Below are 14,714 nucleotides of genomic sequence, written 5' to 3'. Positions count from 1 at the left end.
TTTGGTCGCGACTCGAGGGCATCGGCATGAAGGACGAAATCACCATGGAAAACCGGATGCGCGAGGCCATCGCCGCCGCGCAGGACTTCATCAGGGACCGCCAACGTGGCGACTGGCATTCCGTCGCCTCCGTCGTGCTGACCGCCTCGGGCGCACAGTACATTGGCCTGAACCTCGACAGCACCCTGCCCCGCGCCTCCGTCTGCGCCGAACCTGTCGCCATCGGCATGGCCATGGCAACCGACCCGGACGATCCGGTGGTCTTCTGCGGCGCGGTGAACCGGCGCGGCGAGGTCATCCCGCCCTGCGGTCCCTGCCGCGAGCTGATGCTCGACTACGCGCCGCATGCGCTCGTGGCAGTGCCCGACGGCGACGGCATGGCCTTTCAGCCCATGGCCGCGCTGATGCCCACGGCCTACAAGCACGGAAGGCGCAAGACGTGAAGCAACCGCTCGGGGTGATCCTGGCCGGGGGCCTGGCCACGCGGATGGGTGGCGGAGACAAGGCGTTGCTGACGCTCGGCGGCCAGACCTTGCTGGACCGGGTGACGGATCGGCTCGGACCGCAGGTGGCCGGGATGGCGCTGAACGCCAATGGTGATGCCAGCCGGTTCGACACCGCGCTTCCCGTCATCCCCGACAGCATCGCGGGCTTCCCCGGCCCGCTCGCCGGTGTCCTGGCCGGTCTCGACTGGGCCGCCACCAAAGGCGCCGAGAGCATCGTCACGGTCGCCGCCGACACGCCTTTCTTCCCCTGCGACCTTGTCCCGCGGCTGCTTCTGGCGTCCGAAGGGCAGTCCTTCCCCCTCGTCCTCGCCGCCACGAAGGGTGAGGCGCAGACGAAATCAAAGTCGAAATCCGGCCTCATCCGCCACCCGACCTTCGGCCTCTGGCCTGTCGCCCTGCGGGACGACCTGCGCACCGCACTCACTTACGGCCTGAAAAAGGTCGTTCTCTGGACCGAGAAGCACGGCGGCCGCGAGTGTCTTTTTCCCGCGGATGGCTTCGATCCCTTCTTCAACGTGAACACGCCCGAGGACCTCGCCCGGGCAGAGGACCTCCTATGAGACTGTACGGCGTGACCGGCTGGAAAAACGCGGGCAAGACCGGCCTGATGGAACGTCTCGTGACCGAGATCACCGGGCGCGGCTTCACCGTCAGCACCGTCAAGCATGCGCACCACAGCTTCGACGTGGACCATCCGGGCAAGGATTCGCACCGGCACCGGGTCGCGGGCGCGTCGGAGGTGATCCTGTCCTCGCGCAACCGCGTGGCCCACATGATCGAGTTGCGGGGCGCGGAGGAGGCCACGCTGGAGAGCCTGCTCGCCCGCCTCGCCCCGGTCGATCTGGTTCTCGTGGAAGGGTACAAACGGGACACGCATCCCAAGGTGGAGGCCTTCCGCGCCGAAACCGGCAATCCTTTGATCGCCACGGATGATCCGACCGTCCGCGCCGTCTGCGCCGACGTGCCGCTCGACCTCGACCGGCCGGTCTTCGACCTGAATGATACGCAGGCGATTGCCGATTTCATCCTCGCGGACGTGGGTCTTTGACCGGCTGGGACCGGGTCGTCATGGTCGACTGGTCCGGTGGAAACGATGCCGGGCCGACACCGAAGAAGGATGCGATCTGGATCGGTGAGACCGGGCAAGAGCCGGTGTATTGCCGCAATCGCACGGTCGCCGAGGGCTGGCTCGCCGAGCGCATGGATGCCGCCTTGCAGGCTGGCGAGCGCCTGCTGATCGGCTTCGATTTCCCATTCGCCTACCCCGCCGGTTTTGCACAGGCGATGACCGGCAGCGACGATCCGCTTGCCCTCTGGTCATGGCTGGAGCCACAGGTTCAGGACGCCCCGAAAGCCAACAATCGCTTTGATCTCGCCGCGTCCTTCAATGCCCGCTTCCCCGGCAACGGCCCTTTCTGGGGCAACGGCCTGAAACGGGACATCCCCCACCTGCCACGAACCAAACAGGGTTATGCCAACCCCTTCCCGGATCACCGCCTTTGCGAGACAAAAGCGAAGGGCAGCTTTCCCTGCTGGCAACTGTCCGGCGCCGGGGCGGTCGGCTCGCAGGTGCTCATGGGCCTGCCGGTTCTCGAACGCCTGCGCCGGCGGTTCGCCGGACATATCTCCGTCTGGCCTTTCGAGGCCCTCACCACTCCGATTGCCTTCGTCGAAATCTGGCCCGGCCTCATCAACCCGGTCGTCCGCGCCGCCACCGGCCGAGGTGACATCCGCGACGCGGTGCAGGTCTCGCTGCTGGCGAATGCTCTTTCCGCCCTTGCACCCGCCCGCCTCGCTGCCATGTTGGAGGTGACAGCGCCCGTCGAGGGATGGATCCTCGGGCTGGGCTTCGAAAAGGACTTGCTGGACGCCGTGAGCCTCAAACCGCCGCCCCTGCGCAACGACTGCTTCGCCCTGCCGCCCGGTGTCGACTGGACCCCGGTGGACGAAGCCCTGGCCATGCTCGAGGAGCGCCTGACCTGCGTCACCGGCAGCGAGACCGTGCCGCTTCGGGACGCCATGGGCCGGGTGCTGGCGGAGGATGCGATTGCACAGCGCGCCAACCCGCCGCTGCCAAACACCGCCGTGGATGGCTACGGCTTTGCCTTTGCCAGTATCGCAGAGGGCGACGTCATCCTCCCCCTGACCGAAGGCCGCTCCGCCGCTGGCGTCCCTTTCGACGGCTCCGTGCCGCCCGGACAAGCCCTGCGCGTGCTCACCGGTGCGGCCCTCCCCGAAGGCGTCGATACCGTTGTGCTCGACGAGGATTGCACCGTTTCAGGGGGTCAAGTCGCCTTTCGCGGCGGCCTCAAGCCCGGTGCAAACACCCGCAAGGCTGGCGAGGACATGGCGCAGGGCGCGGTTGCCCTGCAAGCCGGGCGTCTCCTGACCCCGGCAGACCTTGCTTTGGCCGCCTCTGTTGGCCTCTCGACCCTGACCGTCCGGGAAAAACTCAAGGTCGCTGTGCTGTCCACCGGCGACGAGGTGATCGAGCCGGGCACCCAAGCCGCCCCCGGCCAGATCTTCGACGCGAACCGCCCCATGCTGCTGGCCATGATGGCCCGCTTCGGCTTCGAGGCCATCGACATGGGCCGCGTGCCGGACGACCGGGCGACGTTGGCCCGAACTCTCGACGCGGCATCTCAAAAGGCCGACCTCATCCTCACCTCCGGCGGCGCTTCCGCAGGCGACGAGGATCACGTCTCGGCCTTGCTCCGCCAAGCCGGCGCCATGCAGGAATGGCGCATTGCCTTGAAACCCGGACGTCCGCTTGCGCTCGGTCTCTGGCAAGGCAAGCCGGTCTTCGGCCTGCCCGGAAACCCCGTCGCCGCCTTCGTCTGCACGCTCATCTTCGCCCGCCCCGCCATGGGCTTGTTGGCCGGAACCGGCTGGAGCCAGCCGCAGGGCTTCGACGTCCCCGCCGCCTTTTCCAAGCGCAAAAAGCCGGGACGGCGCGAGTATCTGCGGGCAAGGGTCAGGGACGGCAAGGCGGAAGTCTTCAAGTCCGAAGGCTCCGGCCGCATCTCCGGGTTGAGCTGGGGCGACGGTCTCGTCGAACTGGACGATGGCGCACGGGAGATCGGACCGGGCGACCCGGTCCGCTTCATCCCATATGGCAGTTTCGGGCTTTAGCCCAAGGACTTGAGCGCCGGATAGCTGGCCTTGTAGGCCTGATAAGCGTCTTCGTAGGCCGCCACCAGCGCAGTCTTCGGCTCCACCGTCCCCGCCACGCTCGGCCTTGTCATGATCTCTTCGACGGAGCCTCCGCCCGCGCCAACCATGGCGAGCCGCGCCGCGCCCAGCGCTGCGCCGAAATCCCCGGCTTCAGGCAGGTCCAGCGGCAGGTTCAGCACCGTGGCAATCGTCTCCAGCCAGAAGCGCGACGCCGCGCCGCCGCCGATAGCCAAGAGACCGCCAAGCGTCGCTCCGGTCTGGCCGATGGCCTCGGCACAGTCGCGCAGCGCAAAACTCACCCCCTCCATCACCGCCTGCGTCATCGCCTTGCGGTCATGTTCGACGCTCAGATTGAGGAAAGCGCCCCGGATATGGCTGTCGTTGTGCGGCGTGCGCTCGCCCGAGAGATAGGGCAGGAAGCGCAGCCGCTCCGGGCCTTGAATGCTGCTGCCAAGCTCCTTCGACAGCTCCGCAGGCTTCGACCCGGTGACGCGCGAGAGCCAGTTCAGGCTGTCCGTCGCAGCGAGGATCACCCCCATCTGATACCACTGCCCCGGCACAGCGTGGCAGAAGGTATGCACCGCGGAGGCGGGTAAGGGAGCATATCCGTCGCGCCCGGTCAGCAGCACGCCGGAGGTGCCGAGCGAGACAAAACCCTGCCCGTCCTTCATCGCGCCAACACCACAGGCGGCCGCCGCGTTGTCGCCCGCGCCGCCCACGACGATGACCTCGCCCTTTATGCCCCAAGCTTCGGCAAGCGCCTTCTTCAGCGTCCCGCCAACCTCGCAGCCCTCCACGAGCCGCGGCATCTGCGCCTCGGTCATCGCCCCGCCTTGCAGCAGATCGTCCGACCACGCCCGGCGCCCGGCATCGAGCCAGGCCGTTCCGGCACTGTCGCTCATGTCGGCAAAGGTCTCGCCGGTCAGGTGGAAGTTCATGTACGCGGCAGGCAGCAGAACCTTCGCCACCTTGGCAAAAATCTCAGGCTCGTGCTTTTGCACCCAGAGCAGTTTCGGCGCGGTGAAGCCGGGGAAGACGATGTTGCCGGACAGGTCGCGCACGCCCGGCGTGTCGTCGAGCAGGGCGGCTTCCTCAAAGCTGCGCGTGTCGTTCCAGAGGATGCAGGGACGCAGGACCGTGCCTCCCGCATCGAGCAGCGTCGCGCCATGCATGTGGCCGGAGACACCGATGCCCTTCACCTGCGCAAGTTGCGCGCCGTGCGAGGCCTTGATCCGCGCCATCGCCAGGTCGAGCGCCTTCGTCCATTCCGCAGGGTCCTGTTCGCTCCAGCCCGCCTTCGGATGCTTCGCCTCGTAGCTTTCCGCTTCGGAGACAACCGGCGTACCGGAAGCATCCACGAGCAGGACCCGCAGTCCAGAGGTTCCAAGGTCCAGTCCGAGATACATCGCCGTCGCCTCCCAATCGCCGTCTCATCCCTTTTCAAACAGCAATGATGGCGCTAACGCAAGAGGCAGCCGCCCACGGGCCGGTGGGCGGGGCGAGGGGCGCAGCCACGAGCGGCGCCCTGCCGGCTTCCTTACTTCTTCTCGAACGCGTCGAGCCGGGCCTTCAGTGCCTCGTTCTCCTCGCGGGCCTTCTGTGCCATCGCGCGCACCGCGTCGAACTCCTCGCGGGTTACGAAGTCGCGATCGGCGAGCCAGCGGTCCAGCATCCCCTTCATCGCGTTCTCCGCCTCGGTCCGTGCGCCCTGCGCCACGCCCATGGCGTTGGTCATCAGCTGCGAGATGTCTTCGAAAACCTTGTTGCGCGTCTGCATGGGAAACTCCGGCGTTGCATGTCGCTTCTATATGGTCTCCAAAGGCGTCGGTCACAAGGTTGACTTCCCGCCCCGCCCGGAGACATCAGGACGCATGACGGATTACATCCCCTTCCCGAACCTCTCGCCCGAACTGTTCAGCGTCACGCTCTTCGGCATGACCTTCGCCCTGCGCTGGTACGCGCTGGCCTATATCGCGGGCATCCTGATCGGCTGGCGGCTGGCGCTGGCCGCCGTGCGCCGCCCGAAGCTCTGGGCCGGGGACGTCGCCCCGATGACGGAAAATCAGGTCGAGGACCTGCTGACCGCCGTCATCCTCGGCATCATCCTCGGCGGGCGTCTGGGCTATGTCCTGTTTTATCAACCCGCCTATTACCTCTCCCATCCGCTGGAAATCCCGATGGTCTGGACCGGCGGTATGTCCTTCCATGGCGGGCTTCTCGGCGTGATGACCGCTGTCCTTTGGTTCTGCCGCAAGCAGCGGGTGCCGCTGGCCTCCACCGCCGACATCGCCGCGATCGGCACGCCGGTCGGGCTGCTGCTGGGGCGTCTGGCCAACTTCGTCAACGCCGAACTCTGGGGCCGCCCAACCGATCTTCCCTGGGGCGTTGCGTTCCCCGGCGAGGCGGCGCAGGCCTGCGGACAGCTGGCCGGAGAAATCTGTGCCCGCCACCCGTCGCAGCTCTACGAAGCAACGCTCGAAGGGCTTGTCCTCGGCCTCGTCCTTCTCGTCCTTGTCCTGCGCGGCTCGCTCAAGACACCGGGCCTGACTGCCGCCGTCTTCTTCACAGGCTATGGTCTCTCCCGCTTCCTCGTGGAATTCGTGCGGCAACCGGATGCGCAGTTCGTCTCCGAGGGCAACCCGCTCGGCCTCGCCTTCCATGCCGGCGGCTATGGCCTGACCATGGGTCAGATCCTGACGCTGCCGATGATCCTCGGCGGGATGGCCTTCATTGCCACCGTGCGCAAGCGCCGTTCGGCGGCCTTTCCATGACGGCGCTCGCCGAAGTCCTGAAACGCCAGATCGCCGCCACCGGCCCATTGACGCTGGCGGATTACATGACCGCTTGCCTGATGCACCCGGATCATGGCTACTACACCACCCGCGACCCCCTCGGCGCGGCCGGGGATTTCACCACCGCGCCGGAAATCTCCCAGATGTTCGGCGAACTGCTCGGCCTCTGCCTCGCGCAAGGCTGGCTCGATCAGGGTGCGCCTGACCCCTTCACCCTCGCCGAGCTGGGCCCCGGGCGCGGCACGCTCATGGCCGACGTCCTCCGGGCAACCCGCGCCGTGCCCGGCTTCCAGGATGCGGCGGAGATCCACCTGGTCGAAGCCTCCCCGACCCTGCGCAAGGAACAGGCAAAGCGCCTGTCCGATCATCATGCGCACTGGCACGATACGGTGGACACCCTGCCCGACGCGCCGCTTTTCCTCATCGCCAACGAGTTCTTCGACGCCCTGCCGATCCGCCAGTTCACCCGGCACGGAAATGGCTGGCGCGAGTGCGTTGTCGGGCTTGCGGAAGGCCGCCTTGCCCCCGGCCTGACCGATACCGCCCCGCAAGACGTTGTGCGACACCGGCTCGAAGACACGCGGGACGGCGACATCGTCGAAACCTGCGCCCCGGCGCAGGGCATTGCCGCCACCCTCGGCGCCCGGATCGCGCGTTTCGGCGGGGCCGCGCTGCTCATCGACTACGGCGACTGGCGCTCCAAGGGCGACACGCTGCAGGCGCTGGAAAACCACGCTCCCGCCGACCCTTTCGCCCACCCCGGGCAGGCCGACCTGACCGCCCATGTCGATTTCGAGGCCATCGCCTGCGCCGCCGCGCCCGCGCGTCACAGCCGGTTGACACCGCAGGGCGTCTTCCTCGAACGGCTCGGCATCGTCCGGCGTGCCCAGGCACTTGCGGGAAACCTCAGCGGCGCGGCGCTGCAATCCCACATCACTGCACATCGGCGGTTGACGCACCCTTCCGAAATGGGTTCGCTGTTCAAGATTCTCGCGCTCTTCCCGGAGGGCGCTTCACCGCCGCCCGGACTGGACACATGACGCTCGAAATCATCACCGCCGACGGGCTCGCGCCCTTCCGTCACGGCTTCTTCACCCGCCGGGGCGGCGCGTCTTCGGGCATCTTCTCGGGGCTGAACTGCGGTCCCGGGTCCTCGGACCAGTCGGAGATCGTCGCGATCAACCGCGCCCGCGTCGCGCAGGCCATGGAGGTCGAGCCGGAGGCCCTGCTGACGGTGCACCAGGTGCATTCCCCGGACGTGGTGACCGTCGCCGGCGACCTGCCCGACCCGCGCCCCAAGGCCGACGCACTGGTCACCGACCAGCCCGGTCTGGCCCTCGCGATCCTTACCGCCGATTGCCAACCCGTGCTGTTCGCCGACAGCGAGAACAGCGTGATCGGCGCGGCTCATGCGGGCTGGCGCGGCGCACGGGACGGGGTTCTGGAAGCGACCGTCGACGCCATGGTCGATCTCGGCGCGGCACGCGCAAGCATTCATGCCGTCATCGGCCCCTGCATTTCGCAGCGTGCCTACGAGGTCGGTCCGGAGTTCCTCGACACCTTCCTCGCCGAGGACCCGGCCAATGCCCGCTTCTTTGCCGGAGGCGAGAGCGGCCGGGCGCATTTCGACCTACCCGCCTACGGGCTGCACAAGCTGCGCGAGGCCGGGGTGCAGGCCGAATGGACGCGGCACTGCACTTACTACGACGCCGAGCGTTTCTACAGCTACCGTCGCGCCACCCACGCCAAGGAAGCGGACTACGGGCGTCTGATCTCTGTGATCCGGCTCTGACCGGCGCGGGCCACCGGAAACAATACACCCCAAAGCCCTGCAATTATCCCGGCTTCGTCAAAGCTGCGCCCCAATGTCCGGTCAAGTTTGGCTCAAATCAGAACCAACCCGAGGACGCGCAGCATGAGAAAACAGAGCCGGTTCATCAAGGCGATCATCGCAACCGCAAGCGAGGACCACCCGCCTTTGCCGTTTCAGCGTGGCGCACCGCGCAAGGCGATGATCGCCCGGCGCGAGGCTCCGAAGACGCTGCTCAAACGGGCCTGACCGCCACAAATTCGCCACGACGATTCGCCGCCCGACCGGGGAAATGTGGCAGAACCGTTCCCGCCCGACCAACAATCCCGCCCTTCGTGGCGGGATTATGCGTTGGACCATTCCCAACTTTGCTTCAATTTTGACGAAGCGGACGGATTGCCACAAAATCTGAACAAGATTTAACGATCGCAAGTCCGTCCATTTGTCGTTGTTGGTGGGGGCCAGCACGAATGTGACCAACCTTTCGAGGGGATCACATGACACAGCTTCGCCACGACCTGACCGTCGCTCAACCCGTTGCCAAGGCGCAGGCCCTCTCTCAGCCCCGCCGTTCGCTCGCGCTCATGCGCAAATACGAGGCCGCGGCGCTGCTCCCCGATCTCACCGTCTCCTTCAAGTCTCACGTCGCTCCCGCCACACCGCTGTTCGAGGAAACCGCAACCGCCTTTGCCCGGGGCACCCTCTTTCCCACCGTCCGCGGCGCTGTCGCCATCGAAGACCTGCTGCCCGGGGACTACATCGAGACCGCGAATGGCTCTGAGGCAGTCATGTGGATCGGCTCGACCTCCTACATCCCCGGCCGCGACGAGGTCGACACCACGTTGACCTCGCTGACCCGGGTGACCTCGGGCGCTTACGGGCCGAACCGCCCGGACATGGACCTCCTGGTCGGCCCCGCCGCCCGCATGGTCATCCGACACCCCAGACTCGGCACGCTGCTTGGGCAGGATTCGGTTCTGGCCCCGATCCGGGATTACGCCGACGGAGACCGCCTGCTGCAGATCACGCCCGCTGGCCCTGTGCAGATGTATCACGTCATGACCGCGCGCCATACGACGGTCATGATCGGCGGGATCGAGATGGAAACCTACCATCCCGGCAAGTCCGCCGGTCAGGCGCTCGGGCCGAACCTGCGCTCGCTCTTTTTGTCGATGTTCCCGAACATCAGCCAGTTGGACGACTTCGGACAGGTCAGCCTGACCCGGACCAGCCGCGAAGTGATCGACAGCCTGATCGACACCTGACCCCTCTCCCGTTTCTCTCTGCTCTCTCGCTCACGCAAGTCACGAGTAAGCCGCGCTCCCTCCGGATGCGCGGCTTTTTCCTTTTGCGTCCGGGGCGATCGTCAGGCCGACTTGCTCAGCCGCTCCTCGAGCACGTCGAACGGCACGCCCGGTTCATCCTTGGCGCCGCGGATCACCAGCGAGGTCTTGACGCTGGCCACGTTGGGCGCGGTCAGCAGATCGCCGGTCAGGAAACTCTGGAAGGTCGACAGGTCGGGCGCGGCGCATTTCAGGATGAAATCCACCTCGCCGTTCAGCATGTGGCACTCGCGCACCAGAGGCCACGCGCGGCAGCGTTCCTCGAAGGCGCGCAGGTCCGCTTCAGCCTGGCTGACGAGGCCGACCATGACAAAGACCTGCACCTCGAACCCCAGTTCCCGCGCGTCCACGTCGGCATGGTAGCCCCTGATGAACCCCATTTCCTCCAGCGCCCGAACCCGCCGCAGACAGGGCGGCGCGGAGATGCCCACCCGCTTCGCCAGTTCGACGTTGGTCATCCGGCCGTCCGCTTGCAGTTCCGCAAGAATCTTCCGATCAATCGGATCAAGCCGATGTCCTGCCATAACACTCTCCCATTTTCGCGAATGTTATACCACGCCGCCCGGTGCGCGCAATTATATTTCACGGCGGCGCAACTTTCTTTTCCGGCTTTCGCCAGGGCCTGATTTTGGGGAATCGCATGACGTATGGTAAACTTCTCGGAATTGCCGCCAGAAAAGGATTTTTCCATGTCCCGTTTTCCAGTCGTTGCCCTTCTCGCCACCCTGACCGCCGCCTGCCAGGGCGAAGACGTGCCGCCCGGCCCGGTCTATACCACGCTGCACTCGGAGAGGGTCGGCGGACATGAGGTGACCTTCTACCGCCGCTACGCCGACAACCAGATCTTCGTACGCGGTGCAAACGGGCTCTACTACCCCTGTGCCGGCACCAGCGCCGACGCCGAATCCTGCAAGAACGCCATCGCCAGGGCCAACCGCCAAGGTGGTGGCGGGCATGACGATGGCGGGCATCGCTGAGGCAAGACGTCCGCAGACTTCCGCCGCCCTTTCCCCGGGCAGCCGGACCCCCTATATGGGTCGGGACCCGAATGCACGGAAGGAATCCGCCATGTCCGCCACCCGCCACACAAAGGTTCTCATCATCGGCTCCGGCCCGGCCGGCTACACCGCCGGGGTCTATGCCTCCCGCGCAATGCTGGAACCGATCCTCGTGCAGGGTCTCGAGCCGGGTGGCCAGCTGACGACCACGACGGAAGTCGAGAACTGGCCGGGCGACACCGAGGTGCAGGGGCCGGACCTGATGGTCCGTATGGAGGCCCACGCCCGCGCCATGGGCACGGAGATCATCGGCGACATCATTTCGAAGGTCGAGTTCGACAAGCGCCCCTTCGTCGCCCATGGCGATTCAGGCACCACCTACACCGCCGACGCGATCATCCTCGCCACCGGCGCGCGGGCGAAATGGCTCGGCCTTCCCTCGGAGGAGGCCTTCAAGGGGTTCGGCGTCAGCGCCTGCGCCACCTGTGACGGCTTCTTCTATCGCGGCAAGGAGATCGTGGTGATCGGCGGCGGCAACACCGCCGTGGAAGAGGCGCTCTTCCTGACCAACTTCGCCTCCAAGGTCACGCTGATCCACCGCCGCGACGAGCTGCGCGCGGAGAAGATCCTGCAGAACCGCCTGCTCAAGCATCCGAAGATCGAACCGCTCTGGTTCCATCAGCTTGAAGAGGTCATCGGGGATGACACGCCGAAGGGCGTGACCGGCGTGAAGGTCAGGAACGTGAACACCGGCGAGATCACCGAAATCCCCTGCGCGGGCGTCTTCGTCGCCATCGGCCATGCACCGGCGAACGAGTTGGTCAAGGACGTGCTCGAAACGCACAACGGCGGCTACGTGAAGACCGAGCCGGACTCGACCGCCACCTCCATTCCCGGCGTCTTTGCCGCGGGCGACCTGACCGACCACAAGTACCGTCAGGCCGTAACCTCCGCCGGCATGGGCTGCATGGCAGCGCTGGAAGCGGAACGCTGGCTGGCCGAACAGGGCGACGCCGCAGAGCCTGCCCCGGAAGCGGCCAACGAACCGGCCAGCGCGTGATTTGGGGAAAGCCCGGGGAAACCCGGGCTTTTGTCATATACGGCGATCCGGGACCGTCCGCGATTGCCGCCTGCGACGACGCGGCCAGCCCAACACCGCCAACGCCATGGCCAGAAGGCCCGCCCCGGCAGGCAGCGGCACCGCCGCGATTTCCAGCGCTTCAAAGACCGAGTGGGCGAAGACCTGAGTACCGCCGCCCTCCAGCGTCCCCTTGGCGATCACATCGAGAACCGCAAGGTCGAAACTTCCGACGGCGGTAATCCGGATGAGGCCCGTCGTTTCGGTGTAAGGCGCGACGACAGAGGTTTGGGGACCGCCCAGAAACCCGCCAGCGGTGCCGTCGAACGTATACTGGACGCTCAATCCCGACCCGTAGAAGACGTCGACAATGGCCTGTTCGCCGGTGTCGAGCGCATCGCTCGCGGAGAACCCGACCCCAGCCCCGATCCGGGTATAATCCGGCAGCACCTGCGCACCGCCGCCCGCGTCAAAGTCCAGCAAGTCGAAGCTGGCGCTGTAGACATCTCCGTTTCCGAAAACCAGGGCTTGCGCGGGCGCTGCGGCCAGTGTCGCAACGGCGATCAAAGAAAGCCATTTCATGCCAAATCCTCTTGAAAACATATCGCATCATCGCCGGAAAACGCTTTTTCGGCAACCCTCCCGCCCCTTTTGCCATGCGGCCACTGCAAAGCAGCAATTCGGCAACAAGCCGCCAAAGGGTGATTTCCGGGGTTTCGCCCGAAGACAAAGGATGGCATGCGTTCAGCGTTGAACACACTTTGAGTCGCCTGTTACCGCCATGAACGCGCATTCGGCAAAACCCACGCCTCTCGACGAGGACCAGCTGTTCGTGCTGCTGCGTCAGCTCGAACGGACGCCGGAGGCGAGCCAGCGCAGCATTGCCGAAGCTCTCAAGGTCTCCCTTGGCAAACTCAACACCCAGCTTCGCACCGCCACCGCCGCCGGTCTCGTGAAGATCGACGAGCGCACCGGTCCCGACCGCCGCCAGCGCTTTGCCTATGCGCTGACGCCCGCAGGCAGGGCCGAGAAGGACCGTCTGATCGACGCCTTCCTCGCCCGCAAATTCGCCGAATACACCGCTCTCTTTACCGAACTCACGGGCTCGGTGAGCGACCTTACACCTCTGAAGTACAGGAGCAGCCTGATGCAGAACAACCTCGCCCCGATTCCGGAGCTGTACGTCTCGTACGATTCCGCCCAGAAACTCAAGGTCGAAGCCGGTGAGCTTACCTCGCACGACCTGACCCCGCGCCAGATCTGCGATCTCGAACTGCTGATGAACGGCGGCTTCAACCCGCTCAAGGGATTCCTCTCCGAAGAGGATTACAACGGCGTCGTCGAGAACATGCGCCTTGCCGATGGCACCCTCTGGCCGATGCCGATCACCCTCGACGTCTCGGAGAAATTCGCCGAGTCCATCGAAGTCGGTCAGGACATCGCCCTGCGCGACCAGGAAGGCGTGATCCTGGCGACCATGACCGTCACCGACAAGTGGGAACCGAACAAGGCGAACGAGGCCGCGAAGGTCTTTGGCGCGGACGACAGCGCCCACCCGGCGGTGAACTACCTGCACAACCAGGCTGGCAAGATCTACCTCGGTGGTCCCGTCACCGGCATCCAGCAGCCGGTGCACTATGACTTCCGCGGCCGCCGCGACACGCCTAACGAGCTGCGCGCCTACTTCCGCAAGCTCGGCTGGCGCAAGGTCGTCGCCTTCCAGACCCGCAACCCGCTGCACCGCGCGCACCAGGAACTGACCTTCCGCGCCGCCAAGGAAGCGCAGGCGAACCTGCTCATCCACCCGGTCGTCGGCATGACCAAGCCGGGCGACGTCGATCATTTCACCCGCGTGCGCTGCTACGAGGCGGTTCTCGACAAGTACCCGCAGTCCACCACGACCATGTCGCTGCTGAACCTCGCCATGCGCATGGCAGGCCCGCGCGAGGCGGTCTGGCACGGCCTGATCCGCGCGAACCACGGCTGCACCCACTTCATCGTTGGCCGCGACCACGCCGGCCCCGGCAAGAACTCCGCCGGCGAGGATTTCTACGGCCCCTATGACGCGCAGGATCTCTACCGCGAGTACCAGTCGGAAATCGGCTGCGAAATGGTGGACTTCAAGCACATGGTCTACGTCCAGGAGCGCGCCCAGTACGAGCCCGCCGACGAGATCGCCGACAAGGACAACGTCACCATCCTGAACATCTCCGGCACCGAACTGCGCCGCCGTCTTCAGGAAGGTCTCGAGATCCCCGAGTGGTTCTCCTTCCCCGAGGTGGTCCGCGAACTCCGCCGCACCAAGCCGCCGCGCTCGCAGCAGGGCTTCACCGTGTTCTTCACCGGCTTCTCCGGCTCCGGCAAGTCGACCATCGCCAACGCGCTCATGGTCAAGCTGATGGAGATGGGCGGCCGCCCGGTGACGCTGCTCGATGGCGACATCGTCCGCAAGAACTTGTCCTCCGAGCTGGGCTTCTCCAAGGAGCACCGTGACCTCAACATCCGCCGCATCGGCTACGTGGCCTCTGAGATCACCAAGAACGGCGGCATCGCCATCTGTGCGCCCATCGCGCCCTATGCGACCACCCGCCGGGCGGTGCGTGAAGACATCGAAGCCTTCGGCGCCTTCATCGAGGTGCACGTCGCGACCTCCATCGAGGAATGCGAGCGCCGCGACCGCAAAGGCCTGTACAAGCTGGCCCGGGAAGGCAAGATCAAGGAATTCACCGGTATCTCCGACCCCTACGACGTCCCGGCCAACCCGGAACTGCGCGTCGAGACGGAGAACGTGGACGTCGACAACTGCGCCCACCAGGTAATCCTCAAGCTCGAAAGCCTCGGCCTGATCGCCGCGCAATAAGCGGTCACCCACCAAAATTGCAAAGCCCCGCTTCGGCGGGGCTTTTTGCATTGGAGCCAGATCACGGAAATGGCGCGTCTTGGCCATCCACGACGGGCATATCCGCGGGAAAAGCGTTCCATAACAAAAGTTTCAATTCAATTTTTCTGGTGA

17 protein-coding genes are annotated in these 14,714 nt (G+C 65.8%); 12 read left to right on the top strand and 5 right to left on the bottom strand.

All coding sequences use genetic code 11. From position 1 onward, the window contains the following. The first annotated feature begins 26 nt into the window (after nt 1-26). The 4 genes from ACP159_RS16980 to glp are packed head-to-tail and all read left to right on the top strand — an operon-like array spanning nt 27 to nt 3,638. Nucleotides 27-443, top strand: coding sequence for a hypothetical protein (locus ACP159_RS16980; RefSeq protein WP_425100925.1), 417 nt, complete (start codon nt 27-29; stop codon nt 441-443). After that, nucleotides 440-1,066 (top strand): molybdenum cofactor guanylyltransferase MobA, encoded by a 627-nt coding sequence (mobA, locus tag ACP159_RS16975; RefSeq protein WP_425100924.1) that lies wholly within the window; start codon nt 440-442, stop codon nt 1,064-1,066. The genes ACP159_RS16980 and mobA overlap by 4 nt, the downstream gene beginning before the upstream one ends. Further along, nucleotides 1,063-1,554: a molybdopterin-guanine dinucleotide biosynthesis protein B gene (gene mobB, locus ACP159_RS16970; protein WP_425100923.1), complete on the top strand. Its 492-nt coding sequence runs from the start codon at nt 1,063-1,065 to the stop codon at nt 1,552-1,554. Before mobA ends, mobB begins: the two co-directional genes overlap by 4 nt. Further along, the gene (gene glp, locus ACP159_RS16965) at nt 1,551-3,638 is read left to right on the top strand and encodes a gephyrin-like molybdotransferase Glp (RefSeq protein ID WP_425100922.1); all 2,088 of its coding nucleotides are present in this window, start codon (nt 1,551-1,553) and stop codon (nt 3,636-3,638) included. Before mobB ends, glp begins: the two co-directional genes overlap by 4 nt. Here the strand turns inward: glp and xylB are convergent. After that, complete coding sequence (gene xylB / locus ACP159_RS16960; RefSeq protein WP_425100921.1) at nt 3,635-5,086, bottom strand: xylulokinase; 1,452 nt, start codon at nt 5,084-5,086, stop codon at nt 3,635-3,637. The genes glp and xylB overlap by 4 nt on opposite strands. A gap of 131 nt (nt 5,087-5,217) precedes the next feature. Then, the gene (locus tag ACP159_RS16955) at nt 5,218-5,457 is read right to left on the bottom strand and encodes an accessory factor UbiK family protein (RefSeq protein WP_425100920.1); all 240 of its coding nucleotides are present in this window, start codon (nt 5,455-5,457) and stop codon (nt 5,218-5,220) included. 94 nt (nt 5,458-5,551) lie between these two features. Between ACP159_RS16955 and lgt the strand changes: the two genes are divergently transcribed. The 5 genes from lgt to ACP159_RS16930 all read left to right on the top strand — a co-directional run bounded on the left by lgt (nt 5,552) and on the right by ACP159_RS16930 (nt 9,547). Beyond that, nucleotides 5,552-6,451 (top strand): prolipoprotein diacylglyceryl transferase, encoded by a 900-nt coding sequence (gene lgt, locus ACP159_RS16950; RefSeq protein ID WP_425100919.1) that lies wholly within the window; start codon nt 5,552-5,554, stop codon nt 6,449-6,451. Continuing rightward, entirely contained in the window at nt 6,448-7,512 is a 1,065-nt protein-coding gene (locus ACP159_RS16945) for a class I SAM-dependent methyltransferase (RefSeq protein ID WP_425100918.1), read from the top strand. Before lgt ends, ACP159_RS16945 begins: the two co-directional genes overlap by 4 nt. Continuing rightward, nucleotides 7,509-8,264, top strand: coding sequence for a peptidoglycan editing factor PgeF (pgeF, locus tag ACP159_RS16940; protein ID WP_425100917.1), 756 nt, complete (start codon nt 7,509-7,511; stop codon nt 8,262-8,264). Before ACP159_RS16945 ends, pgeF begins: the two co-directional genes overlap by 4 nt. Before the next feature lie 123 nt (nt 8,265-8,387). Beyond that, nucleotides 8,388-8,531 carry a hypothetical protein gene (locus tag ACP159_RS16935; protein WP_425100916.1) on the top strand — a complete coding sequence of 48 codons (144 nt, stop codon included), beginning with the start codon at nt 8,388-8,390 and terminating at the stop codon, nt 8,529-8,531. 248 nt (nt 8,532-8,779) lie between these two features. Next, a complete protein-coding gene (locus tag ACP159_RS16930) occupies nt 8,780-9,547 on the top strand; it encodes a Hint domain-containing protein (RefSeq protein ID WP_425100915.1) in 768 nt (255 codons plus the stop codon). 101 nt (nt 9,548-9,648) lie between these two features. On the opposite strand, the gene ACP159_RS16925 is transcribed toward ACP159_RS16930, so the two are convergent. Both ACP159_RS16925 and ACP159_RS16920 read right to left on the bottom strand, forming a co-directional pair. Continuing rightward, a complete protein-coding gene (locus ACP159_RS16925) occupies nt 9,649-10,149 on the bottom strand; it encodes an Lrp/AsnC family transcriptional regulator (RefSeq protein WP_425100914.1) in 501 nt (166 codons plus the stop codon). Further along, complete coding sequence (locus ACP159_RS16920; protein WP_425100968.1) at nt 10,080-10,316, bottom strand: hypothetical protein; 237 nt, start codon at nt 10,314-10,316, stop codon at nt 10,080-10,082. Before ACP159_RS16920 ends, ACP159_RS16925 begins: the two co-directional genes overlap by 70 nt. Here ACP159_RS16920 and ACP159_RS16915 point away from each other — a divergent pair. Further along, entirely contained in the window at nt 10,315-10,602 is a 288-nt protein-coding gene (locus tag ACP159_RS16915) for a hypothetical protein (RefSeq protein WP_425100913.1), read from the top strand. The two genes, ACP159_RS16920 and ACP159_RS16915, sit on opposite strands and share 2 nt — an antisense overlap. A gap of 91 nt (nt 10,603-10,693) precedes the next feature. After that, nucleotides 10,694-11,683 (top strand): thioredoxin-disulfide reductase, encoded by a 990-nt coding sequence (gene trxB / locus ACP159_RS16910; protein WP_425100912.1) that lies wholly within the window; start codon nt 10,694-10,696, stop codon nt 11,681-11,683. 33 nt (nt 11,684-11,716) lie between these two features. Here the strand turns inward: trxB and ACP159_RS16905 are convergent, their stop codons facing one another. Next, complete coding sequence (locus ACP159_RS16905; protein WP_425100911.1) at nt 11,717-12,283, bottom strand: hypothetical protein; 567 nt, start codon at nt 12,281-12,283, stop codon at nt 11,717-11,719. A 199-nt stretch (nt 12,284-12,482) separates the two neighbouring features. Between ACP159_RS16905 and ACP159_RS16900 the strand changes: the two genes are divergently transcribed. Then, entirely contained in the window at nt 12,483-14,561 is a 2,079-nt protein-coding gene (locus ACP159_RS16900) for a bifunctional sulfate adenylyltransferase/adenylylsulfate kinase (RefSeq protein WP_425100910.1), read from the top strand. Nucleotides 14,562-14,714 lie beyond the last annotated feature (153 nt).

The organism is Tropicibacter sp. S64 (assembly GCF_049803835.1).
Classification (GTDB): Bacteria; Pseudomonadota; Alphaproteobacteria; order Rhodobacterales; family Rhodobacteraceae; genus Pacificoceanicola.
This window is presented reverse-complemented; position numbering and strand designations above follow the sequence as displayed.

Coding starts and splice junctions, on each gene's coding strand:
- ACP159_RS16945 (WP_425100918.1), top strand. CDS start 6,448: ATGACGGCGCTCGCCGAAGTCCTGAAACGCCAGATCGCCGCCACCGGC.
- ACP159_RS16955 (WP_425100920.1), bottom strand. CDS start 5,457: ATGCAGACGCGCAACAAGGTTTTCGAAGACATCTCGCAGCTGATGACC.
- pgeF (WP_425100917.1), top strand. CDS start 7,509: ATGACGCTCGAAATCATCACCGCCGACGGGCTCGCGCCCTTCCGTCAC.
- ACP159_RS16980 (WP_425100925.1), top strand. CDS start 27: ATGAAGGACGAAATCACCATGGAAAACCGGATGCGCGAGGCCATCGCC.
- ACP159_RS16905 (WP_425100911.1), bottom strand. CDS start 12,283: ATGAAATGGCTTTCTTTGATCGCCGTTGCGACACTGGCCGCAGCGCCC.
- xylB (WP_425100921.1), bottom strand. CDS start 5,086: ATGTATCTCGGACTGGACCTTGGAACCTCTGGACTGCGGGTCCTGCTC.
- trxB (WP_425100912.1), top strand. CDS start 10,694: ATGTCCGCCACCCGCCACACAAAGGTTCTCATCATCGGCTCCGGCCCG.
- mobB (WP_425100923.1), top strand. CDS start 1,063: ATGAGACTGTACGGCGTGACCGGCTGGAAAAACGCGGGCAAGACCGGC.
- ACP159_RS16930 (WP_425100915.1), top strand. CDS start 8,780: ATGACACAGCTTCGCCACGACCTGACCGTCGCTCAACCCGTTGCCAAG.
- ACP159_RS16925 (WP_425100914.1), bottom strand. CDS start 10,149: ATGGCAGGACATCGGCTTGATCCGATTGATCGGAAGATTCTTGCGGAA.
- ACP159_RS16900 (WP_425100910.1), top strand. CDS start 12,483: ATGAACGCGCATTCGGCAAAACCCACGCCTCTCGACGAGGACCAGCTG.
- lgt (WP_425100919.1), top strand. CDS start 5,552: ATGACGGATTACATCCCCTTCCCGAACCTCTCGCCCGAACTGTTCAGC.
- ACP159_RS16920 (WP_425100968.1), bottom strand. CDS start 10,316: ATGGAAAAATCCTTTTCTGGCGGCAATTCCGAGAAGTTTACCATACGT.
- ACP159_RS16935 (WP_425100916.1), top strand. CDS start 8,388: ATGAGAAAACAGAGCCGGTTCATCAAGGCGATCATCGCAACCGCAAGC.
- ACP159_RS16915 (WP_425100913.1), top strand. CDS start 10,315: ATGTCCCGTTTTCCAGTCGTTGCCCTTCTCGCCACCCTGACCGCCGCC.